The sequence below is a fragment of the Brucella sp. genome (genome assembly GCF_032066345.1).
GTDB lineage: Bacteria > Pseudomonadota > Alphaproteobacteria > Rhizobiales > Rhizobiaceae > Brucella > Brucella pseudogrignonensis.
The window spans coordinates 16,608-41,779 of the sequence record NZ_DAMBKZ010000002.1 but is presented as its reverse complement, the minus strand read 5'-3'; the positions used below and the strand labels follow the sequence as shown (position 1 = coordinate 41,779).

Genomic DNA, 25,172 nt, shown 5'->3' with positions numbered 1-25,172 from the left:
GACTCAGAATCCGTAATCGGGATTCTGTTATAACGAATCATCCTTCTTTGCGGGAAAGCGGTCATCATCGATCAAAATGCGGTTGGCGGCGCCGTCGAGGTCGTCATACTGGCCATTTTTCAGTGACCATAGAAAGCCCGCAAGGCCCAGAACACCCAGGCCAAGCGCAATAGGAATAAGGAAAAGCAGTCCGCTCATTTGAGCGCTTCCTTAAGAACAACGGCAGGGGCGACAGTGGTTTGCGCCTGCTGTTTTTGTTTTCCTGCCCTCAGCCGCATGGCGTTGCTGACAACCACAATAGAGGACAGCGACATCGAAAGTGCTGCCACCAGCGGTGTCACATAACCGAAAATCGCAATCGGCACAGCAATGATATTATAGCCGATGGAAAGTGCGAAGTTCTGGCTGATTAACCGGCCTGCTTCTTTTGACACGGCAAAAGCCAGCGGCACGGCAGCGAGGCTTTCGCGCAGGAATACGAAATCGGCAGCGTTACGACCAATATCGGCAGCGGTTGCCGGTGCCATAGAAACATGCGCTGCAACAAGGGCAGGGGCGTCGTTGAGGCCGTCGCCGACCATTAGAACTTTACGACCATTGCTGGTCAGTTCCTGCACAAGCTGTGACTTGTCTGCAGGCAGCACTTCACCGCGATAAGTATCGACACCAAGATAACCGGCAAGCTTTTGCACGGCGGGCTGTTTGTCGCCGGAAATGATTTCCAGCTTCAAGCCATTGCGTTTCAGCGCGCCGATGGCGCTCGCTGCATCTTCGCGCGGCTGATCTTCAAAGCGGAAAGTTTGAACCAGCTTGCCATCGATGGAGAGGCAGGTTTCTGGACCATCGGAAGCAGCAGCATTTGCATCGCTGTCCGCCCATTCGCGCTTGCCAAGCCGATAGATTGTGCCGTTCAGTTCGGCTTCAATACCAGCGCCCGGAATTTCCTCAATTCGGGTGAAGGCGGTCATTGGTTTTGCGCCTGAAAACAACGCAAGCGCTCGCGAAAGCGGATGGCGCGAGTAAAGCGAAAGTTCGGACGCGATCTCGAGATTGTTCGGGTTTATCGCATCAAGATCGATCAGGCGAGGCTGACCAAGTGTCAGCGTGCCGGTTTTGTCGAATACGGCCGTGTCTACTTCCGCCATGCGTTCCATGGCAGAGCCGTCCTTGATCATGATGCCGTTTTCAAACAGGCGACGGGCTGCCACCACCTGAACGATTGGCACCGCAAGCGCCAGTGCACAGGGGCAGGTGATGATGAGCGTGCAGATCGCAATATAGATCGAGCGATACCAGTCGCCGCCGGTATAGATCATCCATCCGACAAAGGCTGCAAAGGCAATCGTATGCACCATAGGCACATAGAGTTCGGATGCCCGGTCAGCGAGACGGCGATAAAAAGCGCGGCCACCTTCAGCGACATCCATCAGACGCACCATTTCAGCAAGGAAGGAATCCTTGGCTTCAGCGGTCGCGCGAATGACGAGCGGGGCGGAGAGGTTCATGGTTCCCGCACGAATATCCGAGCCGGGGCCGACAGGCACCGCATCGCTTTCGCCTGATGCAATCGCGCAATCAAGCTCTGAACGGCCGTCTTCGACTTTTGCGTCAACAGGCACACGTTCGCCTGCGGCAAGGATTATCCGCATTCCGGGGCGGATTTCATTGACCGGTAGATAGTTGCGTTCGTCATTATCGCCAATCACCACGGCACCACGCGGGCTTAACTGGGCAAGACCCCGCACAGCAGAGCGTGCGCGTGCGCGCATCAGATAATCGAGCGTGCGGCCAATCAGCAGGAAGAACAACAGCGAGACAGAAGCGTCGAAATAGGCGTGCTGGCCATGGTTCATCGTCTCATAAACGCTCATGCCGAAGGCAAGCGAAATGGCGAGTGCAATCGGCACATCCATGTTCACGCGACGGGTGCGAAGCGCATTCCAGGCGGAAACATAGAAAATCCGGCCCGAATAAATCAGGGTCGGCAGGGCGATCAGACCGGAAATCCAGTGAAACATATCGCGGGTAGCAGCATCCGCACCCGACCAGACAGCAACCGACAACAGCATCACATTGCTCGACGCAAAGGCTGCAACACCAAGCGCGATCAACAGCCGCGTGAAGGTCGGATCTTTGTCTTGCACCATATCGAAAATATGCGCTTCATAACCGAGACGACGCAGCGGATCGACAACATCAGGCGGAGTTTCACCATCCTTCCAGCGGATGGTAACGCGACGCGCTGTCAGGTTGACGCGGACATAGGCAACACCGCTGATTTTGCCGAGCGCATCTTCGATTGTCTTGATGCAAAGGCCGCAGTGAACACCGGGAACCGAGAGATCGAGCTGGCGCAAACCATCGCCGAGCGCACGACTTGCGACCTGCATTTCATCCGGCGAAACGGACTGGATGACGGTAGCTATCTGTGCATTTTCAACGCAGCAACTCATAAGATCCTCCCGTCCTTCACCAGAACACGGATGATGTGGCGATAGGGGTCGTCAAGGCCATAATCTTTACTGGCGTCAGCATTGACTTCCATGATCCACGCGCCTTCGCCAAGCTCAAGCGGTGCTGTCAGAACACCTTCTTCAGCTACAGTGAGCGAGACTTTGGTGTCATGCACGTCGCCAACCGGGCGTTTGAAGTCGACAGTGCCGCCGGTCAAAGTAACAGCCTTGCCTTCACGGTCGGTCAGGCGCCATGTAAATACACCTTCCGCGAAGGTCGGCTGTGACTGCCATTGAAGCGCCGCCTGTTCTTTGCCGGTCTCGGCTTTGTCGTTGAACTCCTGACTTGCGACATAGGTGTTCTTGACAACAAGTCCGCTCCAGCTGCTGACGGCCTTGTAAGCCATCGTGATGTTGACGGCGATAATGACGCCGAAGAATGCAACCATGATACCCAGCATGTGCCAACCGGTGAATGCGCCTGAAGTCTTCGTTTTCACTGACATTATCTGCCCTCCGGAGCCATGAAGGTTGCTTTGTAGCGCGCGTGTTCTGCGCCGTCCGCATCACGCACTTCGATTTCGTAGTCCTTGCGGTTCTCGGTGATTGCGCTATGCGGCATGGTCACGAAAACGCGCAGAGTTTTCAGGCGATCCGGTTCGACCGGAATATCGTAATTGCCATCGGCATCGGGTGTCTCGTCCTGAACCGTAATTTCCGCCCCCGGCAAACCTTCGATCGAAAGCCGGAAAGTACGCGGAACCGGGATCATGTTAAGCAGCTTGACCGTGTAACCGTTGCGGATCGAACCATCGGACAACAACACATATTGCGGCGTCCGGTCGTGCAGCACATTGATGCCGATCCGCTGACGCATGGAAAGCGAGATCACCAGCGTCAGGCCGATAAGCGCCCAGACAATGAAATAGAAGATACTGCGCGGGCGCAGCACTTTCTTCCAGGAAAGCTTCTGCACCTTATCCGAGAACGTATTCGGTGCTTTGTAGACGCGGGCAGGGTCAATTGTTGCAGTGCCATCATTGGTGGCAAGTGCCATATTGAAATTGTAATCGGCAAGCGTCGCATAGGAGATGAGGCCGCGTTCCTTGCCAACCTTGTCCATCACACTGTCGCAGGCATCGATGCAAAGCGCACAGGTGATGCATTCAAGCTGCTGCCCGTCGCGAATATCGATACCCATCGGGCAGGCGGCAACGCAGGCGTTGCAATCCACGCAATCGCCCACGGTTTCGCCCGCGGCAATTGCCTTTTTGGAATGGCGTGAACGCGGTTCGCCGCGCCAGTCATTATAGGTGACGGTGAGCGAATTCTCATCGAGCATTGCTGCCTGAATACGTGGCCAGGGGCACATATAGGTGCAGACCTGTTCGCGCATCAGACCGCCGAAAATATAAGTCGTAGCGGTCAGGATCGCGACGGTCATATAGGCGACGGGCGCGGCATGGCCGGTCACAAAATCCATCAGCAGCGTTGGCGCATCGGCAAAATAGAAGATCCACGCACCACCCGTCAGAACGCCGATCAGCAGCCAGACCGCGTGTTTGGTCACGCGCTTCCAAACCTTGTCGAAGCTCCATGGGGCCTTGTCGAGCTTCATGCGTGCATTGCGGTCGCCTTCGATGGCGCGCTCGACAACCAGATAAAGATCAACCCAGACGGTCTGCGGGCAGGTATAGCCGCACCATGCGCGACCCGCGACAGAGGTTACAAGAAACAGACCAAGGCCCGCCATGATAAGCAGGCCCGCCACGTAGTAGAATTCCTGTGGCCAGATTTCGATGAAGAAGAAATAGAAACGGCGGTTGGCAAGATCGATCAAGACCGCCTGATCCGGCGCATAAGGCCCGCGATCCCAGCGCAACCAAGGCGTCAGATAGTAGATCCCCAATGTGATGAGCATGACGAGCCACTTGAAGCGCCGGAACTGACCCTGAACGCGCTTCGGAAATATCTTCACCCGCGCCGCATAAAGCGACTGGCGGATCTTGGGGGAATTGACTGCCTGAACGTCTATCCGTTCGACATCATCTGACATTTGCCTTGCTCCTGAAGCATGGTGCCGGACAGACAGAAGCTGGCTTACCGGTCATATCACGCTTGCAATGATTGAGAGCGGGGTGGTTATTCGCCGTCCGTTCTGATGCATTTCCAGTTCGGCTGGCCCTGCTTTTCCGTCTAAGCAGGGCCAGTTACTTCTATTCGCGCACAACCCTAAAAACCGGTTCCGACTTTTCGGGATGTGTTTGTGTGTTATTCGCCACCGCCGAGCGAGTGGACGAAGATTGCGAGCTGTTTAACCGTCGCATCACCAAGGCGCGCTTCCCAGGCAGGCATTACGCCATGCTTTGGATGAGAGACCTGGCGGGCAATGGCGTCTTCACCAGAACCATAGAACCAGATCGCGTCGGTGAGGTTTGGTGCGCCGAACTCGCGCATACCCTTGGCATCGCCGCCATGACAGACCGCACAGTTTTCGCTGAAGACCTTCTGGCCTTCTGGAATCATAGCGGGATCATGCGGTGTACCGGAAAGGCTGACCACATAGGCTGCCACTTCACGCACCTGCTGTGGTTCGAGAACATCTGCAAAGGCAGGCATCTCGGAAACACGGGTTTCACTGTCGTCGGGCGAGCGAACACCATGACGAATGGTCGTCAGAATGTCGTCAACCGAGCCACCCCACAGCCAATCGTCATCGTTCAGGTTCGGATAGCCGGGCGCTCCCTGCGCACCAGAGCCATGGCACTGTACGCAATTGACGCGGAACGCTGCGGCACCGCCTGCAATCGCATATTGGCGCAGGTTTTCATCGGCCAGAATCTCATGCACATCCTTGGCCTTGATCTGGTCGATGATACCCTGACGACCGGCAGCAATCTCTGCGTTTTCCTTCCAGAAATCACCGCGGCTCGACCAACCGATCAAGCCGGCCGTTGAGTTGGAAATCAGCGGCCATGCCGGATAGGCGATCACATAGGCAAGAGCCCAGACAATCGTTGCATAGAAGGTCCACAGCCACCAGCGTGGCATTGGATTGTCAAGTTCCCTGATACCGTCCCATTCATGGCCGGTGGTCTCAACGCCACTGACTTCATCAATCTGTTTGTCAGTCATTTTTCTCGTCCTTGAATGGAATTTCTTTCGCTTCATCAGCCTTCTTTTTGCTTCCCGGACGGAAGGCAAAAAGAATGACAAAGACAAAGAAGAGAGCCATGGCAAGCAGGCCCCAGCTATCGGCGAAAGTGCGTAGGGTATTGTAATCCATCGCTAAATCTCCGCTTTATCTTGCTTTGGGGGACTGATCGTAGGTCGAGAAGTCAACGAGAGTGCCGAGCATTTGCAGATAGGCGATCAGCGCGTCCATCTCCGAAATGACCTGCGGGTTGCCGTCAAAATCGCCAAGGCGTGCCTTGGGATAACGACCCTCGATGCCGGACGTATCGGCGTTTGGATCGGCCTGTGCCTGAAGGTCAGCCAGTGCGTTGTCGACCATCTCCTGCGTGTACGGAACGCCGACCGCCACATTGGCCTTCAGATTGGCTGCAATATTATTGGCATCAAGCGGACGGTCCTTAAGGAAGGCATAGCTTGGCATGACCGATTCCGGCACCACGTCACGCGGGCGGACGAGGTGCTGCACGTGCCATTCATTGGAATAACGACCGCCAACGCGCGCAAGGTCAGGCCCTGTGCGTTTTGAGCCCCACTGGAACGAATGGTCGTACATGGATTCAGCCGCCAGAGAGTAATGGCCGTAGCGCTCCACTTCATCGCGGAACGGACGGATCATCTGGCTGTGGCAGAGGTAGCAGCCTTCACGCACGTAGATGTCACGGCCCGCGAGTTCCAACGGTGAATAAGGACGCATCCCTTCCACCTTCTCGATGGTATTTTCGAGATAGAACAACGGTGCGATTTCAACGATGCCACCGACCGTTACCACGGCAAGCGAAGCAATCAGCAGCAGCGTTGCATTTCTCTCCAGCTTGGAGTGTTTTTTGAGGATAGACATAAATCACACTCCTTATTCGGCTGGCTGCATTGTGGCGCCAGCAGCAGGCCGGGCACCGCCCATAGGGGCTTCTTTGCGCAGGTTGCCGCGAATGGTCTGATAGACGTTCCATGCCATGACCAGTCCACCGGCGAGGTAAAGCAGACCGCCTGCAGTACGGATCACATAGTAAGGGAACATGGCGAGCACGGTTTCGGCGAAGGAATAGACGAGGAAACCCTGGTCGTCGTATTCGCGCCACATCAGACCCTGTTGGATACCTGCAACCCACATGGCGGCGGCGTAGAGCACGATGCCAAGTGTTGCGAGCCAGAAGTGCCAGTTGACCATGCGGATCGAGTAGAGGCGTTCGCGGTCCCACAGCTTTGGTGTGAGGTAGTAAACGGCTGCAAAGGTAATCATGCCGTTCCAGCCCAGCGCACCCGCATGAACGTGACCAATGGTCCAGTCGGTGTAGTGAGACAGCGAGTTGACTGCCTTGATCGACAGCATCGGACCTTCAAAGGTCGCCATGCCGTAGAAGGCAATAGCTGCAACCATCAGACGGATGATCGGGTCGGTACGAACCTTGTCCCATGCGCCAGAAAGCGTCATCAGACCGTTGATCATGCCACCCCACGAAGGCATCCAGAGCATGATCGAGAACACCATGCCGAGCGTCTGTGCCCAATCGGGAACAGCGGTATAATGAAGATGGTGTGGGCCAGCCCAGATGTAGAGGAAGATGATCGACCAGAAGTGCACGATCGACAGGCGGTAGGAATAAACCGGACGCTCTGCCTGTTTGGGCACGAAGTAATACATCATCGCAAGGAATGGCACGGTCAGGAAGAACGCAACCGCATTATGCCCATACCACCACTGGGTCACGGCATCCTGTACGCCTGCGAAAGCCGAATAGCTCTTCACGCCGAGGAACGAAACCGGGATCGCCAGATTGTTGATGATGTGCAACATGGCGATTGTGATGATGAAGGACAGGTAGAACCAGTTTGCCACATAGATATGCGGCTCTTTGCGCTTCAATACCGTGCCGAGGAAGACGACGAGATAGGCGACCCAGACGATGGTGAGCCAGATATCGACATACCATTCCGGTTCAGCATATTCGCGGCTCTGGGTAATCCCAAGCAGATAGCCGGTTGCAGCCATCACGATGAAAAGCTGATATCCCCAGAACACGAACCAGGCCAGATCGCCACCGATCAGGCGCGCGCGACAGGTGCGCTGCACGACATAGAACGACGAAGCGATCAGGATATTGCCGCCGAATGCAAAAACAACCGCTGAAGTGTGCAGCGGGCGCAGACGACCGAAGTTCAGATAGGGTTCAAAGTTGAGATCGGGGAAGGCAAGCTGGGCTGCGATAACCACACCGACCAGAAAGCCAACCACACCCCAGAAGACCGTTGCGATCACGCCGTAGCGGATCGGTCCGTCCATGTAAGTGGACTGATCGACCTTCTTTGGCGCAAGGCCGTAATCGGCATTGCGCATCAGTAAGATGGTGAAGATGGCGAGTGTAGCGAACAGAATCCACATATGGGTTCTGAACAACTCATCATGAGAAAATCCGGCCAGAAGCACAGCAAAAAGTGCTCCCAGACCAGACAGGACTGTTCCAGCGGCGTAGTTCATTTAATCCCCTCGCAGCGCAAGTCAGAAGCTGTCTGAGTAACGACAGCTATAGCGATGCCTTTCTATCGGCTCTCTACGAGAGGGTGTCATTGATCTAAATCAAAGAGCTCTAATCGGACCTGCGACGAATTGGGAGTTTTCCGGGAAATCAGGCGATGTCAGTTTCCGGCACCAGATGGATCAGAACGTCCACTTTGCTGATCTTGTAGCCAGCAGGCGGAGCGGGCAGCGGGCCAATGCCGATATCGTCCGTTGCAATGTCGATGATCTGGTCTTCGTCGTGGATGTAGAAATGTGCGTGGTCGCCAGTATCCGTATCGAAATAGGTACGCTCGCCATGCAGGCTTATCTTGCGGATAAGGCCCGCATCGGAAAATTGATTGAGCGTGTTGTAAACCGTTGCAACGGATAGCTTCTCGCCTAGCAGTAATGCTTCTTCATTCAGCATGTCCGGGGTTACGTGCCGGTGTTTCTCAGTGAAAAGCATACATCCTAACGCAATACGCTGACGGGTCGGGCGTAACCCGGCCCGTCTTAAAATCGCTTTGACTGCTGTTGTCTGCTGCTTGGCCCATTCCTTGTCAGAACGAGGGACGGTTTCTGGCAAGAGCTGCGCGGCTTTAGGCCCAGATCGAGGATTAAACAGCATGAACAGTCTCGGCTTCTTTAATCAAAAGCTATGTCTGAAATCTAAATGAATATTCTGACCTTAATTGCAAATGATTTGCAGTTGCATCATACGCCGAAAGCCTGCCCCGTCAACCTGCACAGGCGGGAATTTATGTCGCAGCCTGAGCAGGGATGATGAGGAGGGCGCGCAAGCCACCTTCAGAACGATTATGAAGCTGCACTTCACCGCCCATACGCGTTGCCGCCATCTTCACGATGGCCAGACCCAGGCCGCTGCCATTTTCGCTTCTATTGGCACCGCGATAAAAGCGCTCGGTCACATAAGCCATGTCTTCCGGCGGAATGCCGGGGCCATCATCCTCGACAGTGAAGATGACCTGATCATCGGCCTTTTCGAGACTGCATCGCACAGACCCGCATTGAGGCGAATGATTGACGGCATTCTCGATCAGGTTGCGCATGGCAAGCGTGAAGAGATGCGGATATTGCATCGTCACAAGCGGCAGATTGCCGGGCAGCTCGATCTTCACGCCCCGATGTGCGGCAAGCATACGCATGTCGGTCGAGATCGAAACAAGCAGCTGACAGGCTGGCTCCGGCGATGGTGGCTCCATTTCATCACCAGTCTCAAGGGCTGCAAGGTCCAGCAGCTGATTGACGAGACGGCTAGTGCGATCAACACCCGATGCAATTTGGCGTACTGCATTGAGGCGCATGGCGTCGTCTTTGGCACCCTCGGCGATCTGTGCCTGTGTCTTGAGGCCCGCAAGCGGCGTCTTCAATTCGTGCGCTGCAAAGATTGCAAAATTGCGCTCGCGTTCGCGGGCTTCTTCCACACGATGGAACAGATCATTCAAAGCCGAGACCACCGGGCTGATTTCGGACGGCAACTTCTCTTCTGAAAGCGGGCGCAAATCTCGCGCATCGCGTTTGGATAAAGTGCCGGCGAGACTGCTCAACGGATCAAGCCCGCGACGGACGCAAAGCCAGATCAGGATAGCAAGAATTGGAAGCAGGAGCAGGGCAGGCAGCACCACACCCGTCACCACGTTTTGCACAAGCCGCTCTCGCACTGATAGGCTGTCGCCCACCATCACACGCAGCCCGAGCTTTGTATTCTCAACCGCAAAAACCCGCCAGCGGTCGCCAGCGACAACTGTATCTGAAAAGCCATTGGCCACATCGGTCAGGCGTTCACCCGGTGCGCTTTCGGACCGTCCAACAAGTCTGCCGTCGATTGCCCAGATCTGGCAGAAAAGCTGGCGATCATAATGGGGAAAATCATCCATCGGCTTGAGTGAAAGCTGCCCGCCGTCGCCATCGGGATTAACCTCAACGCGCCGCTCGATCAAAAGCGAATTGACCATACGAGCCGCTTCCATGAGGCGCGCATCCAGCACTTTTTCAAGTCGCGATTGTGTACTCACATGAATCCAGATAACGGCGAACAACCAGACAAGACAGGTGATGCCGATCAATATACCAGTCAGGCGACTGCGAATGGAGTTCATGCCTGCTCCCTCGCAAGCCGGTAGCCGACACCGCGCACTGTCTCGATGAAGCCTGAACCAAGCTTGGATCGCAGATGATGGATATGCACCTCGACCGCGTTGCTTTCGACTTCTTCCTGCCAGCCATAAAGCGCTTCTTCAAGCGATGACTTGGAGATTGTCGCCGTTGGACGTTCCATTAAACTACGCAATATCGAAAATTCTCGGCGGGTCAGGCGGAGCGGCTCGCCATTGAACTGCACCGACATTTCAGCCGGATCAAGCTCCACGCCCTGCCATTCAAGCGTGCTACTTGCGCGCCCTGTGCCGCGCCGAGCAATGGCACGCACACGCGCTGCGAGCTCATGGAGATCAAACGGCTTGCCAACATAATCGTCAGCCCCGGCATCAAGTCCTGCGATACGTTCCGGCACCTGATCGCGCGCGGTCAGCAACAGAACTGGCGTATCATCACGCGCCTGTCGCATGGATTTCAGAATGTCGAGACCGGAGCCATCCGGCAGCATGAGATCAAGCACAACCGCGTTGTAATTCTGCGCAGCAAGGGCGGCCTCGGCATCTCCACAGTTTGCAACGGCATCCACGGTGAATCCGGCTAATCCCAGACCCACGGAAAGTCCGTCGAGCAGGATTGCATCGTCTTCAACCACCAGAATGCGCATGTGTCTTCCTGTTTCCGCCTTGTTTCATCTGTAAGCGGCTTCTCGCTTTGCCAGCTTAAGGCTGCCTTAAGGTGACGACAGCATTTGCTTTTTACAACCTAAACTATTTTGCACGAATCAAATTACCCGGAATAACCCGAATGCGCTTTATCGCGATACTTGCTGCTTTTCTTATGTTTGCTCTTTCACCTGCGCTGGCTGCAAACCCGCTGCCGGTCGATGATGCTTTTCGGTTGAATGTTGCGAAGGATGGCGACAACCGGCTCCTGCTTAACTGGCAGATATCTGACGGCTATTATCTCTATCGCGATCATATCGAAGCCAAAGATGCGAAAGGCGCAGCGCTCACCGTTGATACGCAACCGGGTATCGCCAAGGATGATCCGAATTTCGGACGGCTCGAAGTCTATTACACGCGAGCAAGTGCCAGTGTTCCGGCGGGTAGCGAACCCATTCAGCTGACCTATCAAGGGTGTCAGGAAGACGGTATCTGCTATCGTCCTGAAACCCGCACAATTGATCCGGTAACGCTCGCCGTCAGCTCTCAGATGGGCAAAGCGTTTACGAACGGCTCCGTGTTCACCGCCGCATCAACTCCCGCGGCTGAGAGCAAAGCTTTCGCGCTCGCCCCCGAAAAAGGCATGATCGAAAATCTTCTCGATCAGGGCGGTTCGGCACTGGTGATTGCAGCTTTCCTTGCTTTCGGTGTGCTGCTGGCCTTCACACCTTGCGTGTTTCCAATCTATCCGATTGTCGCAGGAACGCTGGCGCGGGAAGGCGAAAAACTGACGGCGAAACGCGGCTTCGTGCTTTCCAGTACTTATGTGTTCAGCCTCGCACTCGGGTTTGCTGTCGTCGGTGCAATTGCTGGCTGGTCAGGCCAGAATTTGCAAATGGTGCTGCAATCCAAATGGATGGCGCTTGCACTGGCTGGCATCTTCACATTGCTTGCTCTGTCGATGTTCGGCCTGTTCCAGCTACAGCTCCCATCCTCATGGGTCAGTGCAATCTCGGCTAAAACCGGCCAACGCACCGGTTCCAAGCGCTCTGCTGCAATCCTCGGCTTTTCCTCGGTGCTGATTGTCGGGCCATGTGTGACTGCACCTCTTGCTGGTGCGCTGCTCTATATCGCACAGACGGCCAACGTAGCACTCGGAGCCAGCGCGCTCTTCGCGCTTGGCATCGGCAAAGGTCTGCCGTTGATTGCTTTTGCGACGCTGGGTGCTGGCACCTTGCCGCGTGCAGGCGCGTGGATGGAGGCGGTCAAGCAGGTATTCGGCTTTGGTTTTCTCGCAACCGCGATTTTCATGGCTGCACCCTTGCTGCCATCGGGCGTGGATATGGTTTTATGGGCTTTGCTGCTGTTTGGCGTGGCGAGCTTCGCTTTCCTCAAAATCCCGGATCGCAGCGTGGTTGCGCGCACGATTGGTACCGCCGCCTTCGTTTATGGCGTTATTCTGATGCTCGGCGTGGCTTCCGGTGGTCGCGATCCATTGCAACCGCTGGCGGCATTGGTTAACCGTGACGTTAACCATAATTTGGCCGAGCTGCGATTCGCGCCGGTCGAAACGGTTTCTGCCCTTCAGGAAAAGCTGGATGCGGCGCGCGGCGATCAGCCGACGCTGGTCTATTTCACGGCAGATTGGTGCGTCAGCTGTTCCACTGTGGAGCGGCGCGTCCTGCCGGATGCAGGCGTGAAGAAAGCGCTGGGCGGATATCAGCTTATCAAGGCCGATGTCTCGGACCTGAATGCGGGCAATGCCGATCTCATGGCAAAGCTCAAAGTTGCAGGCCCGCCGACCATGGTTTTCTTCAACAATGCCAGCAAGGAACCTGAAGGTACACGCTTGGTTGGCGACGTTTCGTCGGCAACAATTGAACGTTCGGTCGGACTCATTAACGCCGGCCAGAAGCAAGGCTTTTAGGATTGATCATGGCTCGGGGACATTGGGGTTGGGGAAATTGACGACATATAATCAAATTGCAAAGGCAGCGCCGTCTCTGGCGCGGCTGATATTGATTGGCCTTATGCCTTTGGCAGTTGCGGCCTGTACTACGACATCCGACAGGCCTGTCGTTGTTAACATGCCCGAACCAGTGGTCGTCGCACCTGAGCCAGTGGCTGTTGCACCTGTCGTTGAGCCTCTACCGGAGCCGGAAGTTCAGACGGCAAAGAGCGAATATGAAGTGATGTACGGTGCTGTCACCGACGGCGGCAATCACATTGCAGCACTCGATCTCAGTAAAATTGCCGAACGCAATCTTCGCAAGCAGGTCAATTATCAGACCAGCCACCCGGTCGGCACAATCATTGTCGACCCCTATACGCGCTATCTTTATCTCGTGCAGCCCGGTGGCAAGGCCATGCGCTATTCCGTTGGCGTGGGCCGTGCTGGCCTGACCTTCAGCGGCGAGGCGCAGGTTGCTTACAAGGCGCAGTGGCCACGCTGGACACCAACGCAGAATATGATCAAGCGCAATCCTGATCATTATGCGAAATACGCCAATGGTCTGGAAGGCGGCATTCGCAATCCGCTCGGCGCGCGTGCGCTCTATCTTTATCGCGATGGCAAGGACACGCTTTATCGCATCCATGGCACCAACGAACCCTGGTCAATCGGCAAGGCTGCTTCGTCGGGCTGTATCCGTCTTTTCAATCAGGACATTCTCGATCTTCATAAACGCGTATCCAGTGGAAGCCGCGTTGTGGTCCTGAGCAAGACTCAATCTGCACAAGGAGAAAGCTGATGATGAACCGCCGCCAGATGCTCGCTACAACTGTAGCCGGTGCCGCAACGATTGCCATTTCTGGCGGCGAGAGCTTCGCCCAGCGTGTGCCGACAGTGGCCGATGTCCTTTATGACAAGGAAATCCCGGTCCTTGGTAATCCTAACGGCAACGTCACCATTGTTGAATATTTCGACTATCAGTGCCCTTACTGCAAAAAGGGCCATGCTGAGCTGATGAGCGTTGTCGAGAAAGACGGCAATGTGCGTCTGGTGCTCAAAGACTGGATCATTTTTGGTGACAATTCGGCCTATCCGGCGCGTCTGGTGCTGGCGGCAGAAAAGTCGGGAAATTATGTCAAGGCTATGGAAGCCATGATGCTGACGCCCGGTCGTCTGACCAAAGACCAGACCGATGCGGCCTTGAAGAAGGGTGGCCTTGATCCGAAGAAGCTTGAGGCCGATTACAAGGTGGATGCTGCGCGGATCGACGGCATTCTTGCGCGCAACATGGAGCAGGGCGAAGCGTTCAATTTTGGCGGTACGCCGTCCTTCGTTATCGGCACCCGGCTTTACGGAGGCGTGATGAACGAGCGGAGCCTGATCGACGCGATCAAGGAAGCGCGGAAGGCTTAAAGCGGTCGCAAAATTTGAAAGCAAGCAGCGGAGTGTTGTCGGTCTTGTTAAGCGTTAGCTTTCCTTCATAGTAAGAAGGATAACGGACATGAACCTGATGACACGCACGCTGACAAGCAACAATGACACTGATGAAAGCCGCTGGCTAAAAGTGCTGGCGCGCGACAAGGAATCAGATGGCGAATTCGTTTACGCTGTACGCACGACGGGCGTTTATTGCCGCCCATCATGCCCGTCGCGGCGTGGTAAACGCGAAAATGTTCAGTTCTTTATGGTTGCCGAAGATGCAGAGCGGGCTGGCTTTCGCCCTTGTATGCGGTGCAAGCCGCATGTCGATGTAACGCTTGATGCGCAAAACAGTGCGCGCTATGCCGATATGGTTTCCGCCGCTTGCCGCTTCATCGAGAATGCTGATGAAGTCCCTGCACTGGAAGACATTGCTCGAGCCGCAGGGGCAAGTCCGGCTCATTTCCATCGCATTTTCAAAAGCTTCACAGGTCTCACGCCTAAAGCCTATGCCGATGCGCACCGTGCAGAGAAAATGCGCGCCGCACTTAAATCCAGTGATAGCCGCGTGACGGATGCGATCTACGAAGCGGGTTACAATTCTTCCAGCCGCTTCTATGAAGCCTCAGATAAGATACTCGGCATGAAACCAAAGGCTTTTAAATCTGGCGGTGAAAACGAAACCATCCGCTTTGCCATCGGACAATCCACACTTGGCGCCGTTCTGGTAGCGGAAAGCGGCAAGGGGGTCTGCGCCATTCTGATGGGCGATGATCCGCAGGAGCTGATTATCGATCTGGAAAAGCGGTTTCCGAAAGCGCAGCTCGTCGGTGCTGATCGCGACTTCGAGGATCACATTGCTCAGGTGATCGGCTTTGTTGAAAACCCAGGCATCGGATTCAATCTGCCGCTTGATTTAAGAGGCACCGCTTTCCAGCAGCGTGTCTGGCAAGCCTTGCGCGAAATCCCGCTTGGCAAAACTGTAAGCTATAGCGAACTCGCCGAGAGGATCGGTTTGCCAAAATCCACCAGAGCTGTGGCGCAGGCATGTGGTGCCAACAAGATTGCTGTTGCAGTTCCCTGCCATCGCGTTGTGCGCAATGATGGTGGCTTGTCCGGTTATCGCTGGGGCGTTGAACGCAAGCGGGATCTGATCGAAAGAGAGCGCCAGTCATGAAAGAGAAACTGGCCTCTTACGACTGGCAGAAAATTGCAGATGAGCTGGATCAATTCGGCACCGCAACATTGGACCAGCTCTTTTCCAAAGATCAATGCAGTGAGATCGTCGGTCTTTATGACGCGTCCGATGCCTTTCGCTCGACGATTTCAATGGCAAGACATGGTTTTGGGCGTGGTGAGTACAAGTATTTCGCCAACCCGCTGCCTCAAATCATCGGGGCATCCCGCAATGAATTGTATGGACGGTTAAGTCCGATAGCCAATCGCTGGAGCGAACGTCTGAGAAGCGGGATGGAATATCCATCGAACCATGATGAGTATCTCGCAATGTGTCACGCTGCCGGGCAAACGCGCCCGACGCCACTGATCCTGCAATATGTCGAGGGTGATTATAATTGCCTGCATCAGGATCTTTACGGCGATCTGGCTTTTCCGCTTCAGGTGGCCGTACTGTTGTCGCAGCCGGGCGAGGATTTTACGGGCGGTGAATTTGTGCTCACAGAACAGCGTCCGCGTATGCAAAGTAGGGCCGAAGTTGTGCCTTTAAGGCGGGGAGATGCTGTGATTTTTGCGGTAAACGACAGGCCAATTTGTGGTACGCGTGGCGATTATAAGGCGAAAATGCGGCACGGCGTCAGTCGTTTGCGCTCCGGCAAGCGTCATACACTGGGCATTATATTTCATGATGCACGATAAGGGGTTGCAACGTTTCAGTTGATGGCTTCTGATCGCAGCACAAGATCAAAGGAGTCGGAAATGAGCGTGACCATCTACGGTATCAAAGCCTGTGACACCATGAAGAAGGCACGCAGCTGGCTTGACGATCATGGCATTGATTACGCCTTTCACGATTACAAGAAGGACGGCTTGGACGCCGCAACAATTGATCGCTTTCTCAAGGACATAGAGTGGGAAAAGCTGCTCAATCGTGCGGGTACAACCTTCCGCAAGCTACCCGAAGAAGAGCGTCAGAATGTTGACGCTGAAAAGGCCCGAGCTCTGATGCTGGCGCAGCCTTCCATGGTCAAGCGGCCTGTTCTCGAAAAAGATGGAAAGTTGACCGTCGGCTTCAAGCCCGATCAATACGAGACGTTTTTCGAAGCTTGAGCATTGCTGTCGCTGCCATAGATTGACTGGTTAAAACTGACAGTTAGCAGGGCACTCCATCCATGCATAAGCGGATAGACAAGGTTCTTCAGCAATGGTCGGTCAGTTGGCGCGATGCGCTGATTGCCTCTATTGGTGGCGCGGTGGCTTGGCTTATCTGTCAGTGGATGCTCGGCCAGCCGCGCCCCGTATTTGCAATGGTTACGGCCGTTATCTGCCTCGCGCCCAATCTCCCCAATCACGGAAAACAGGCGATTGGCGTCATTACCGGCGTGACGACCGGCGTTGTGGTTGGTGAGCTTTCCCTGCTACTTCCGGAAACGATCCCGGTCCTGCATATGAGCGTTGTCACCTGCATTGCCATGGTGCTTGCAACAACCTTTGGTCTGGCTCCGGCAATCGCCATTCAGTCGGGCGTTTCCGCAATTCTGGTTCTGGCTATGGGACCGCAGGTTGCCGGTATGACGCGCCTCATCGATGTTCTCGTGGGCGCAGGTGTCGGGCTTCTTTTCAGTCAGATACTGGCGACGCCCGATCCGGTGAGGCTCATCGACAGGGCTGTGCGGGGTCTTGTCGACAATATCCTGAAAGGCCTGAAACAGTCCGCGATTGCGCTTGAAAAACAGGATGTTGTCCACGCACAAAGTGCCATCAACCAGTTCACGCAAGCACAACGCGCGGTCAATGCGCTGGGTGATGGCATAGCGCTCGCGCGATCCAATGCGCGCTGGTCGTTGCGTGGAAGGCTCGTCGCGCGCGAAGTTAGTGAAATGGCGGGCCGCTATGATCGTCGCGGCATCCGGCTTTATGCATCGGCACTGTTGTTTGGTGAAGCACTCGGCAATGCGCTGCGCAAAAAGGAAGCCTCGACGCCGGAATGGGTTGCACAGTCATTGCAATCGGTTATCCATAATTGCAATCTGGATGAAGGCGAGACGCCGGAACGCTTGCCGCCGGTGCCGCAGGATATTGATTTCAGCTGGCGTGATACGGCTTTCCGCCTGCAATCGGTGAATGAAACGCTGCTACATTTTCTGCATTCGGCCCAGCCTGACAGTGTGCCTGTACGGCGGCCAAAGCCAAATGCAGATGTGCCAACGGTATGACTTCCGCATTTAGCCATAATCCAACCAGATTGAAGCGGTTTCAAATGCCGGAAAGTTGAACTGAATTCGAGTGATTGATCCCATCAGAAAAATTCAATTGTATGCGTTCGCGCGAAGCGTATTTTCCCCGCCATGAATAAGACACTCCCCCAGACCTATCCGCATCAGATTGCACTCCGTTATGCCTTTGGCGGTTTCCTCGCCATGATCACGGCGATGGGTATTGGTCGCTTCATTTATACGCCAATTCTCCCCGGCATGATGTCAGATGTGGGCTTTAATGCCGCTGATGCGGGGTTCATCGCATCGGCCAACTATGTTGGCTATCTGCTTGGGGCAGTTGTTGGTGGCTATGGTTGGTCCGCGGGGATTGAACGCTTGAGCGTGCTTGTGGGGTTGATTATCAGTGCCGTGCTTTGCGCGCTCATGGCGGTGGTCGATGGTGTATGGCTGTTCTCAATCATTCGCTTTGCGGCAGGTTTTATCAGTGCTGTCACCATGATCCTCGCAACTGCAATCGTGCTGAGCCATATTACGGCTGCAGAGCGGGCAGGGCTCGGTGCATTGCACTTCGGTGGTGTGGGGGCAGGCATTGCACTGTCTGCGGTCCTGGTGGCGGTCATTCGACTGTCCGGTCTCGGCTGGAAAGCAGACTGGATTGGCGCTGCTGTTTTGAGCGTGATCATGGCCGTTTTTGTGGCCTATCTCGTGAAGGAAGGGCCGGTTGGCGGCACGAATGGGAAGCGTGAACCCGCATTGCCAAACGGCTTCGCTTTCAACGCAATTGCACTGGCCTATGGCATTTTCGGCTTTGGCTATGTGATCACGGCGACATTCATCATTGCCATCGTACGTTCCAATGACGGCGGGCCGCTGATGGAAGCGGCGGTCTGGGTCATAACCGGGTTATGTGCGGCGCCGTCAATCTGGCTTTGGTCGCCTGCCATCAGAAAGTTCGGGCTGTTTTCCGCCTTTGCACTCACTGCCGTATTGGAAGCGATTGGCGTTGCCGCAAGTGTGGTGTTGCCCGCACCTTTTGGCCCACTGATTGGTGGTGCATTGCTGGGTTTGACGTTTATGGCGCTGACCGCCTTCGGTCTTCAGGCTGCGCGCGTTCTCGCACCGCATTCGCCAAAGCGCGCGCTGGGGCGCATGACAGTCTGCTTCAGTCTTGGCCAGATTGCAGGGCCATTGGTTGCAGGCTTCATGGCGCAACATTCCGGCTCGTTTACCCTGCCAAGTCTGATCGCCGCTTTTGCATTGATTGTCACGGCTGTCATAGGGCTTGCTGCGGGCAAAGCTGCCAAGTAACCGGAAACCTTACAAAAATTTAACTGGTAAAGAATGAGGGAGAGGCATTTCATAAATGCAGAATTGCATTTTTGGATTTCCCCCGATGTTCGTATCGTTTTTTCCGCGCCCCAAACTGTTTTTTTCGTCGGCACTTCTCTGGACACTTCTGGCCGTGATTGGCTGGTATGATGGGGGAAGCAATCTTGGGCGGTTCATAGGCCTGCCGCCCGCAGCAGCAGATGCGGCGCCAATCATCGGCGCGAGTGTCTTCTGGTCCGCACCATTTTTGTGGTTCTACATTTATTTCGCAGTCGCTGTGTTTGCGTTCTATGCTTTCTGGAGCGCATTCTCACCGCATCGCTGGCAGCGCTGGTCTGTCCTTGGTTCAGCATTGATCCTGTTTACGACCTATTTCGGCGTTCAGGTCAGTGTCGCGATCAATGCCTGGTATGGACCTTTCTACGATATGGTGCAGAAAGGGCTGAGCACACCGGGCGCCGTTTCCGCTGCCGATTTCTATTGGGGTGCAGTGGATTTTGCCGGGATCGCTTTTCTTGCCATCACAGTCGGCGTGGTCAGCTTGTTCTTTGTCAGCCATTATATCTTCCGCTGGCGAACGGCTATGAATGATTATTACATGCTGCACTGGCAGAAGCTGCGCCATATCGAAGGTGCTGCGCAGCGTGTGCAGGAAGATACGATGCGCTTTTCTTCCACGTTGGAACAGCTAGGCGTCAGCCTTGTAAAGTCGATCATGACGCTGATTGCCTTCTTACCGGTGCTGTTCACTTTCTCCGAAAAGGTCAGCGAACTTCCAATAGTTGGCGTAATTCCTCATGCGCTGGTCTGGGCCGCAATCGTTTGGGCAATCTTTGGAACCGGCTTTCTCGCGCTTGTTGGTATCAAGTTACCCGGGCTGGAGTTCAACAATCAGCGGGTGGAAGCAGCCTATCGTAAGGAACTGGTTTATGGCGAAGATCATGCCGATCGCGCTGAGCCTGTTACAATGCGTGAGCTTTTCACAAACGTTCGCCACAACTATTTCCGGCTTTATTTCCACTATGTCTATTTCAACGTGGCGCGTATTTTCTATCTGCAGGCGGACAATATTTTTCCGCTTCTGCTGTTAATACCGTCAATTGTTGCAGGTAAGCTGACGCTCGGTTTGATGAGCCAGATTTCCAATGTATTTGATCAGGTGCGCGGCTCTTTCCAGTATCTCGTCAATTCATGGACGACGATTATTGAGCTTCTGTCGATCTATAAGCGTCTGCGCAGCTTTGAAGCTGCTATCGATGGCGGTCCGCTACCTGTTCTGGATCAGGAAAATCTGGGGCTGTCGGCATAAGGCCGACAGCAAAACGCCGTTCTATGATCTGTTTTGAACAGCGTGGCTGTTAGGCATATCGATGCTGTTGAGATAGTCATTATAGGTCGTGCATTTTACATCCGGCTTGTTGCAGACTTCAGAAACGAGACGCTCCATGGCCCGCCAGTAGGCACCATCATTCATCAGCACGAAATGAAAGCCGAGCTGTAGAGGAATGCGTTCACCATCATATTGCTTGTCGAATGCCGTGCGGAAAGCCTTATAGGCGCGGTCTTCAAATTCGGCTGATTGGGCGGGTGCTTCCTTGCCCTTGGAATGGCGGACGTAGAGATTGTAATCCATGCCAACAATAAGCCGCTGCGATGGTCCCTCCGGGATCAGCGGCAAGCCAAAAGACGCGAACTGTCCGGTTATCTGCGGCAACTCTGGTCCGCGGGTGATGGACGATGCCTGATAGCGAAAACCATTGGCTTTCAATGCATCCTGAACTGGCTTGGATGCGGCAAGATAGGGTGCGCGGAAGCCGTTTATGCCATTGCGGGCTAGCTCCTGCCAGCCCTCGGGCTCGCCTTCAATGCCGTTATTCTTGTAAGCATCGGCAGTAATGCGACGGAATTCCTTGATTTCCTTGTCCCAGTCAGCGGTTGACCAGTCGGTGCCGTCAAAGTGTCCGCAGCCGTGACTTGCGATTTCGTTGCCCTCAAGATGCGCCTGCCAGATATTGCCAAGACGAGCCACAACCTCATCGTGACTGAGTGCAAAGCCGACATTGGATGCACCAGCACGTTTATGTGGGGGCTGATAGTCGCGCCGGTCTTTCTTGGTCATCAGGAAGACGCAGGAGAGAAAATAGGTGAAATGCGCGTTGTTGTTTTTCGCCAGTTCCCGCGAGCGTGTCCAGAGCTTGTTATCATGCGCGCCATCAAACGAAATCAGCACATATTGCGGCTTCGTTGTTTGGGCGATTGTGGGGCTTGCAGCAAGTGCGGAAGCAATAAGCACGGCGGGAGTGATGAGGCGCATGGGGGAATGAACGCAATCTGACTGGAAAAGTTGCCTGTTAGTCACAAAATATGGCGAAGCTCAGACAGAAATGCATATTGTTTCTATCACAGGTCTTACATATGGCGCGAATTCCGACTAAAAGCGCCAGAACATACAAATTAAGATCAACGAATTTTCGAGCGCGGCTCCAGAAGTGCTGCACTCCAATAAAAACGGCAGGTCCATGGCAGACGACAGTTTCATTCGCGAGGTAAACGAGGAACTCCGTTCGGAACGGGCAAAACAGGTTTGGAAAAACTTCGGCCCACTGCTGATCGGCGGTGCGGTTGCGGTTGTTATCGGCACTGCTGCCTGGGTTGGTTATCAGCACTGGACCGATAGCAAAGCTTCTGCTTCCGGTGACAAGTTCCTGGCAGCACTTGATCTCGCCGCTTCCGGGAAGAACGATGAAGCCATTGCAGCGCTCGATGATCTGGAAAAGACCGGTTACGGTTCTTATCCGGTTCTGGCACGTATGCGTGCGGCCTCTGTTCAGGCTGCAAAGGGTGACGCGGCTGCAGCCGTTGCCGCATTTGACGCGGTCGCTGCAGATAGTGCAGTGCCGTCACCGATGCGCGATGTCGCACGCTTGCGCGCAGCCTATCTGCTCGTTGATTCTGGTTCTTATGATGATGTCGCAAAGCGCGTTGAAACGCTTTCGGCAGATGGCAATCCAATGCGTTCCGGCGCGCGTGAAGCGCTGGGCCTTGCTGCTTGGAAGGCAGAGCGTTTCGACGATGCTGCCAAGCTTTATCAGCAGATTGCCAATGACAATCTGGCGCCGGCAAATATCCGCCAGCGCGCCAACACAATGCTTGATCTCATGCGCGGCGCTGGCGTTTCTGTGCCAGAAGCTCAACAGGGCTAATCCGCGTTTATCTTCGGAGTAATACGAACCTATGGGTTTCACTCTCGCCATCGTCGGGCGTCCCAATGTCGGCAAGTCCACACTGTTTAATCGCCTCGTTGGCCGCAAGCTGGCGCTGGTCGATGACTTGCCGGGCGTTACGCGCGACCGGCGCATCCATGATGCAAAGCTTTACGATCTGAAGTTTCAGGTGATCGATACGGCTGGCCTTGAAGAAGCTGCAAACGACAGTCTGGAAGCGCGTATGCGCGCGCAGACCGAAGCCGCTATTCAGGAAGCCGACGCGATCCTGTTTGTGATCGATGCTAAAGCTGGCATTACACCAACCGATGCGACTTTCGCTGAAGTTGTACGTCGTTCAGGCCGTCCGGTCGTTCTGGTTGCCAACAAGTCGGAAGCTCGCGGCGCGCAGTCGGGTCTTTATGATGCTTTCCAGCTTGGTCTTGGTGAGCCTTGCCCGATTTCTGCTGAACATGGCCAGGGTATGCCTGATCTTCGCGATGCTATCGTCGAACTTCTGGGTGAAGAGCGCGTCTTTGCCGATGAGAAGGAAGAGGAAGCTGCTGACGAAGTCTTTACACCAAAGGCTGTTGGCGAGCTGATCGGCGACGATATTGAAGACCCGGATGAAGAAGAAATTCCGGCTTACGACGCTACCAAGCCTTTGCGCATTGCCATTGTCGGACGTCCGAATGCGGGCAAGTCCACGATGATCAACACGATGCTCGGCGAAGACCGTCTTCTGACCGGTCCGGAAGCTGGCATCACACGCGATTCTATTTCGGTTGATTGGGAATGGCGTGGCCGTAAGATCAAGCTTTACGACACGGCTGGTTTGCGCCGCAAATCGCGCGTTCAGGAAAAGCTTGAAAAGCTTTCCGTTGCCGATGGCCTGCGTGCTATTCGCTTTGCCGAAGTGGTTATCATCGTTCTCGATGCGACGATCCCGTTTGAAAAGCAGGATCTGCAGATCGCCGATCTTATTATCCGCGAAGGCCGCGCGCCTATCATCGCGTTTAACAAGTGGGATTTGATCGAAGACCGCCAGATGGTTCTGGCCGATCTTTACGAAAAGACTGCGCGTCTGCTGCCGCAGGTGCGTGGTATTCGCGCTGTGCCGATTTCCGGTGAGCGCGGTCAGGGCCTCGACAAGCTTATGGAAAACCTTGTCGCTACCCACGAAATCTGGAACCGTCGTATTTCGACAGGTCGCCTCAATCGCTGGCTTGCGGGCGTTATTGCGCATCAGCCACCTCCGGCTGTTTCTGGTCGTCGCCTGAAGGTCAAGTATATGACGCAGGTGAAGACCCGTCCTCCGGGCTTCGTCGTGAACTGCTCGCGCCCTGACGCGATGCCACAATCCTATGTGCGCTATCTGGTGAACGGCTTGCGTGAGACATTCGAAATGCCTGGCGTGCCGATCCGCTTGTCGCTGACGACATCGGAGAATCCGTTTGCCGGTCGCGCAAAGAAGAAGAGATAAACAAAAGCCCGGTCGCAAAACCGGGCTTTTATTTTAGCTGCGCTTACGGGTAGCAAGCCCTGCTGATGCGATGCCAAGCACGCATAGAATCGCAATGCCAAGTGAAACATTGGTTGCAGCGTTAAGCGGTGTCCCATCGCCTGCACTCATCAAAGTTCCGGCAATTGCTGATGTGATCGAGAAGGCGATGAGCTGCGTGGTTGTAATCGCTGCTGCTGCCTTGCCGCCTTCGGCTGGATCGTCGGTACTGCTCATGGCTGCAACGCCGAGCAGCGGCCAGGAGATGCCAATTCCGACACCGGCCACACCGAGCGCTATCGTCCATAGCAGCACTGTCGCCATGGATGCATGATCGATGAGGAGTAGGCTGTAGGCGATCAGGCCAACTGTCAGCAGCAAAGGTCCGAGACGAATGGCACGGCGGCGGGTCACTTCTGAATTGATCGATACGGCAAAAAGCTGTGCGATCACCCAGGCGAGCGACAGAACCGCACCCAATAGCCCTGCCAATAGAGGGCTGAGACCGGCGAGTTGCTGGCTGAACAAGGGAATGAAGTTTTCGAGCATGACGCCCGCGCTCAATGCTGCGACGGTCAGGTAAGTCCATTTCAATGAATTGCCTGGCAGATAGGTTATGCGGGGGAGGATCGTGTTTGTGGCGCCGCGTTCGATCGATACGAAGACGATAAGCAAAAGAATGCCGATGGCGACTGCAATCAATGTGGGTAAGCCGATTGGCAGAATAGAGCTGACGCTAATTGCGATGATTGCCAGCAACAGAGGGATAAGTGAAGCAAATGGCACGGGCGCGCGATAGCCGCCGGTTTTTGCCTGTTTGAAGGAACCACGGGCAATGACGGCCAGCAGAAGTGCGGCCACTGCCAGTGCAGCATAGGCCCATCGCCACAAACCAAATTCTGCAAACACGCCACCCAATGACGGGCCGAACAGCGTGCCAAGCCCCCACATTGCGGAAACAACAGCTGTCGCACGCGCCCAGAGCTTTTCAGGAAGGGCAGACCGGATCACAGCATAGCCGAGACCAGCGAGCAGACCACCGCCCAGCCCCTGAACAACGCGGGCCGCAATCAGCAATTCCATTGTAGGGCTGATCGCAGCATCAATCGCTCCGAGAGCAAAGATTGTGAAGGCGATAACATAGGCAGATGCGGCACCCTTCCAGTCGAGTACACGACTTACGAAAAGCGATGCAACAATGGCTGCAATGACGAAGGCCGTTGTGACCCACGCATAATAATTTTGCCCACCAATATCCATAACAATGGAAGGCATCAGAGCTGCCGTGAAATAAAGATTCATTGCATAGAGCAGAATGCCACCCGCCATGACGGAAACAACGGCCAGATGCCGACCTGAAAAGAGATCAGCCCAGTTGGCTGAAGACGCGTCGAGGCTCCCGGCCTCATATGAGAGTCCAGTCATTGTAGTTCTCCATAGTGTAAAGCT

Annotated in this window: 24 protein-coding genes; 11 read left to right on the top strand and 13 right to left on the bottom strand. The window is 54.9% G+C overall.

Features of this window, described 5'->3' with window-relative positions:
- Positions 1–27: 27 nt before the first annotated feature.
- The 11 genes from ccoS to RT142_RS02710 form a co-directional block, all read right to left on the bottom strand.
- Positions 28–198 (bottom strand): cbb3-type cytochrome oxidase assembly protein CcoS, encoded by a 171-nt coding sequence (gene ccoS, locus RT142_RS02760; RefSeq protein ID WP_112808079.1) that lies wholly within the window; start codon positions 196–198, stop codon positions 28–30.
- Complete coding sequence (locus RT142_RS02755; RefSeq protein ID WP_207441603.1) at positions 195–2,453, bottom strand: cation-translocating P-type ATPase; 2,259 nt, start codon at positions 2,451–2,453, stop codon at positions 195–197. The genes ccoS and RT142_RS02755 overlap by 4 nt, the downstream gene beginning before the upstream one ends.
- The gene (locus tag RT142_RS02750; RefSeq protein WP_105518187.1) at positions 2,450–2,959 is read right to left on the bottom strand and encodes a FixH family protein; all 510 of its coding nucleotides are present in this window, start codon (positions 2,957–2,959) and stop codon (positions 2,450–2,452) included. Before RT142_RS02750 ends, RT142_RS02755 begins: the two co-directional genes overlap by 4 nt.
- Entirely contained in the window at positions 2,959–4,509 is a 1,551-nt protein-coding gene (ccoG, locus tag RT142_RS02745; protein WP_064320202.1) for a cytochrome c oxidase accessory protein CcoG, read from the bottom strand. Before ccoG ends, RT142_RS02750 begins: the two co-directional genes overlap by 1 nt.
- A gap of 215 nt (positions 4,510–4,724) precedes the next feature.
- Positions 4,725–5,588: a cytochrome-c oxidase, cbb3-type subunit III gene (gene ccoP / locus RT142_RS02740; RefSeq protein WP_007873603.1), complete on the bottom strand. Its 864-nt coding sequence runs from the start codon at positions 5,586–5,588 to the stop codon at positions 4,725–4,727.
- Positions 5,581–5,739: a CcoQ/FixQ family Cbb3-type cytochrome c oxidase assembly chaperone gene (locus RT142_RS02735; protein WP_007873604.1), complete on the bottom strand. Its 159-nt coding sequence runs from the start codon at positions 5,737–5,739 to the stop codon at positions 5,581–5,583. Before RT142_RS02735 ends, ccoP begins: the two co-directional genes overlap by 8 nt.
- A 15-nt stretch (positions 5,740–5,754) precedes the next feature.
- Complete coding sequence (ccoO, locus tag RT142_RS02730; RefSeq protein ID WP_313027170.1) at positions 5,755–6,486, bottom strand: cytochrome-c oxidase, cbb3-type subunit II; 732 nt, start codon at positions 6,484–6,486, stop codon at positions 5,755–5,757.
- 12 nt (positions 6,487–6,498) lie between these two features.
- On the bottom strand, positions 6,499–8,124 hold the full coding sequence (gene ccoN, locus RT142_RS02725) for a cytochrome-c oxidase, cbb3-type subunit I (RefSeq protein WP_007873607.1): 1,626 nt from the start codon (positions 8,122–8,124) through the stop codon (positions 6,499–6,501).
- Between the two features lie 148 nt (positions 8,125–8,272).
- Positions 8,273–8,773, bottom strand: a complete 501-nt coding sequence (irrA, locus tag RT142_RS02720) for an iron response transcriptional regulator IrrA (RefSeq protein ID WP_313027166.1) — start codon at positions 8,771–8,773, stop codon at positions 8,273–8,275.
- A 130-nt stretch (positions 8,774–8,903) separates the two neighbouring features.
- On the bottom strand, positions 8,904–10,265 hold the full coding sequence (locus RT142_RS02715; RefSeq protein WP_313027162.1) for an ATP-binding protein: 1,362 nt from the start codon (positions 10,263–10,265) through the stop codon (positions 8,904–8,906).
- On the bottom strand, positions 10,262–10,927 hold the full coding sequence (locus RT142_RS02710) for a response regulator (protein ID WP_313027158.1): 666 nt from the start codon (positions 10,925–10,927) through the stop codon (positions 10,262–10,264). The genes RT142_RS02715 and RT142_RS02710 overlap by 4 nt, the downstream gene beginning before the upstream one ends.
- Before the next feature lie 140 nt (positions 10,928–11,067).
- Here RT142_RS02710 and dsbD point away from each other — a divergent pair, with 140 nt between their 5' ends.
- The 9 genes from dsbD to sbmA all read left to right on the top strand — a co-directional run bounded on the left by dsbD (position 11,068) and on the right by sbmA (position 20,328).
- Positions 11,068–12,852, top strand: coding sequence for a protein-disulfide reductase DsbD (gene dsbD, locus RT142_RS02705; protein WP_313027155.1), 1,785 nt, complete (start codon positions 11,068–11,070; stop codon positions 12,850–12,852).
- Positions 12,853–12,889: 37 nt separating this feature from the next.
- Positions 12,890–13,675, top strand: coding sequence for a L,D-transpeptidase (locus RT142_RS02700; RefSeq protein WP_313027151.1), 786 nt, complete (start codon positions 12,890–12,892; stop codon positions 13,673–13,675).
- Entirely contained in the window at positions 13,675–14,289 is a 615-nt protein-coding gene (locus tag RT142_RS02695) for a DsbA family protein (RefSeq protein ID WP_113495964.1), read from the top strand. The genes RT142_RS02700 and RT142_RS02695 overlap by 1 nt, the downstream gene beginning before the upstream one ends.
- An 88-nt stretch (positions 14,290–14,377) precedes the next feature.
- The gene (ada, locus tag RT142_RS02690; RefSeq protein WP_313027144.1) at positions 14,378–15,472 is read left to right on the top strand and encodes a bifunctional DNA-binding transcriptional regulator/O6-methylguanine-DNA methyltransferase Ada; all 1,095 of its coding nucleotides are present in this window, start codon (positions 14,378–14,380) and stop codon (positions 15,470–15,472) included.
- A complete protein-coding gene (locus RT142_RS02685) occupies positions 15,469–16,170 on the top strand; it encodes a 2OG-Fe(II) oxygenase (protein ID WP_112808065.1) in 702 nt (233 codons plus the stop codon). Before ada ends, RT142_RS02685 begins: the two co-directional genes overlap by 4 nt.
- Before the next feature lie 60 nt (positions 16,171–16,230).
- Positions 16,231–16,581 carry an ArsC family reductase gene (locus RT142_RS02680; protein WP_105519131.1) on the top strand — a complete coding sequence of 117 codons (351 nt, stop codon included), beginning with the start codon at positions 16,231–16,233 and terminating at the stop codon, positions 16,579–16,581.
- A 62-nt stretch (positions 16,582–16,643) separates the two neighbouring features.
- On the top strand, positions 16,644–17,687 hold the full coding sequence (locus RT142_RS02675; protein ID WP_313027139.1) for an FUSC family protein: 1,044 nt from the start codon (positions 16,644–16,646) through the stop codon (positions 17,685–17,687).
- 132 nt (positions 17,688–17,819) lie between these two features.
- The gene (locus tag RT142_RS02670) at positions 17,820–18,998 is read left to right on the top strand and encodes a YbfB/YjiJ family MFS transporter (protein WP_112808061.1); all 1,179 of its coding nucleotides are present in this window, start codon (positions 17,820–17,822) and stop codon (positions 18,996–18,998) included.
- A gap of 85 nt (positions 18,999–19,083) precedes the next feature.
- Entirely contained in the window at positions 19,084–20,328 is a 1,245-nt protein-coding gene (gene sbmA / locus RT142_RS02665) for a peptide antibiotic transporter SbmA (RefSeq protein WP_039859523.1), read from the top strand.
- A 21-nt stretch (positions 20,329–20,349) separates the two neighbouring features.
- Here sbmA and RT142_RS02660 read toward each other — a convergent pair whose 3' ends face one another.
- Positions 20,350–21,333 carry a polysaccharide deacetylase family protein gene (locus RT142_RS02660; protein ID WP_112808059.1) on the bottom strand — a complete coding sequence of 328 codons (984 nt, stop codon included), beginning with the start codon at positions 21,331–21,333 and terminating at the stop codon, positions 20,350–20,352.
- 205 nt (positions 21,334–21,538) lie between these two features.
- Here RT142_RS02660 and RT142_RS02655 point away from each other — a divergent pair, with 205 nt between their 5' ends.
- Entirely contained in the window at positions 21,539–22,222 is a 684-nt protein-coding gene (locus RT142_RS02655; protein ID WP_112808057.1) for a tetratricopeptide repeat protein, read from the top strand.
- Between the two features lie 31 nt (positions 22,223–22,253).
- Complete coding sequence (der, locus tag RT142_RS02650) at positions 22,254–23,705, top strand: ribosome biogenesis GTPase Der (RefSeq protein ID WP_064320216.1); 1,452 nt, start codon at positions 22,254–22,256, stop codon at positions 23,703–23,705.
- A gap of 33 nt (positions 23,706–23,738) precedes the next feature.
- Here der and RT142_RS02645 read toward each other — a convergent pair whose 3' ends face one another.
- On the bottom strand, positions 23,739–25,148 hold the full coding sequence (locus RT142_RS02645; RefSeq protein WP_207441604.1) for an MFS transporter: 1,410 nt from the start codon (positions 25,146–25,148) through the stop codon (positions 23,739–23,741).
- Between the last annotated feature and the right edge of the window lie 24 nt (positions 25,149–25,172).

Excerpts from the sequence above, each read along its gene's own strand:
- ccoS (WP_112808079.1), bottom strand. The coding sequence starts at position 198 with ATGAGCGGACTGCTTTTCCTTATTCCTATTGCGCTTGGCCTGGGTGTT.
- RT142_RS02755 (WP_207441603.1), bottom strand. The coding sequence starts at position 2,453 with ATGAGTTGCTGCGTTGAAAATGCACAGATAGCTACCGTCATCCAGTCC.
- RT142_RS02750 (WP_105518187.1), bottom strand. The coding sequence starts at position 2,959 with ATGTCAGTGAAAACGAAGACTTCAGGCGCATTCACCGGTTGGCACATG.
- ccoG (WP_064320202.1), bottom strand. The coding sequence starts at position 4,509 with ATGTCAGATGATGTCGAACGGATAGACGTTCAGGCAGTCAATTCCCCC.
- ccoP (WP_007873603.1), bottom strand. The coding sequence starts at position 5,588 with ATGACTGACAAACAGATTGATGAAGTCAGTGGCGTTGAGACCACCGGC.
- RT142_RS02735 (WP_007873604.1), bottom strand. The coding sequence starts at position 5,739 with ATGGATTACAATACCCTACGCACTTTCGCCGATAGCTGGGGCCTGCTT.
- ccoO (WP_313027170.1), bottom strand. The coding sequence starts at position 6,486 with ATGTCTATCCTCAAAAAACACTCCAAGCTGGAGAGAAATGCAACGCTG.
- ccoN (WP_007873607.1), bottom strand. The coding sequence starts at position 8,124 with ATGAACTACGCCGCTGGAACAGTCCTGTCTGGTCTGGGAGCACTTTTT.
- irrA (WP_313027166.1), bottom strand. The coding sequence starts at position 8,773 with ATGCTGTTTAATCCTCGATCTGGGCCTAAAGCCGCGCAGCTCTTGCCA.
- RT142_RS02715 (WP_313027162.1), bottom strand. The coding sequence starts at position 10,265 with ATGAACTCCATTCGCAGTCGCCTGACTGGTATATTGATCGGCATCACC.
- RT142_RS02710 (WP_313027158.1), bottom strand. The coding sequence starts at position 10,927 with ATGCGCATTCTGGTGGTTGAAGACGATGCAATCCTGCTCGACGGACTT.
- dsbD (WP_313027155.1), top strand. The coding sequence starts at position 11,068 with ATGCGCTTTATCGCGATACTTGCTGCTTTTCTTATGTTTGCTCTTTCA.
- RT142_RS02695 (WP_113495964.1), top strand. The coding sequence starts at position 13,675 with ATGATGAACCGCCGCCAGATGCTCGCTACAACTGTAGCCGGTGCCGCA.
- ada (WP_313027144.1), top strand. The coding sequence starts at position 14,378 with ATGAACCTGATGACACGCACGCTGACAAGCAACAATGACACTGATGAA.
- RT142_RS02685 (WP_112808065.1), top strand. The coding sequence starts at position 15,469 with ATGAAAGAGAAACTGGCCTCTTACGACTGGCAGAAAATTGCAGATGAG.
- RT142_RS02680 (WP_105519131.1), top strand. The coding sequence starts at position 16,231 with ATGAGCGTGACCATCTACGGTATCAAAGCCTGTGACACCATGAAGAAG.
- RT142_RS02675 (WP_313027139.1), top strand. The coding sequence starts at position 16,644 with ATGCATAAGCGGATAGACAAGGTTCTTCAGCAATGGTCGGTCAGTTGG.
- RT142_RS02670 (WP_112808061.1), top strand. The coding sequence starts at position 17,820 with ATGAATAAGACACTCCCCCAGACCTATCCGCATCAGATTGCACTCCGT.
- sbmA (WP_039859523.1), top strand. The coding sequence starts at position 19,084 with ATGTTCGTATCGTTTTTTCCGCGCCCCAAACTGTTTTTTTCGTCGGCA.
- RT142_RS02660 (WP_112808059.1), bottom strand. The coding sequence starts at position 21,333 with ATGCGCCTCATCACTCCCGCCGTGCTTATTGCTTCCGCACTTGCTGCA.
- RT142_RS02655 (WP_112808057.1), top strand. The coding sequence starts at position 21,539 with ATGGCAGACGACAGTTTCATTCGCGAGGTAAACGAGGAACTCCGTTCG.
- der (WP_064320216.1), top strand. The coding sequence starts at position 22,254 with ATGGGTTTCACTCTCGCCATCGTCGGGCGTCCCAATGTCGGCAAGTCC.
- RT142_RS02645 (WP_207441604.1), bottom strand. The coding sequence starts at position 25,148 with ATGACTGGACTCTCATATGAGGCCGGGAGCCTCGACGCGTCTTCAGCC.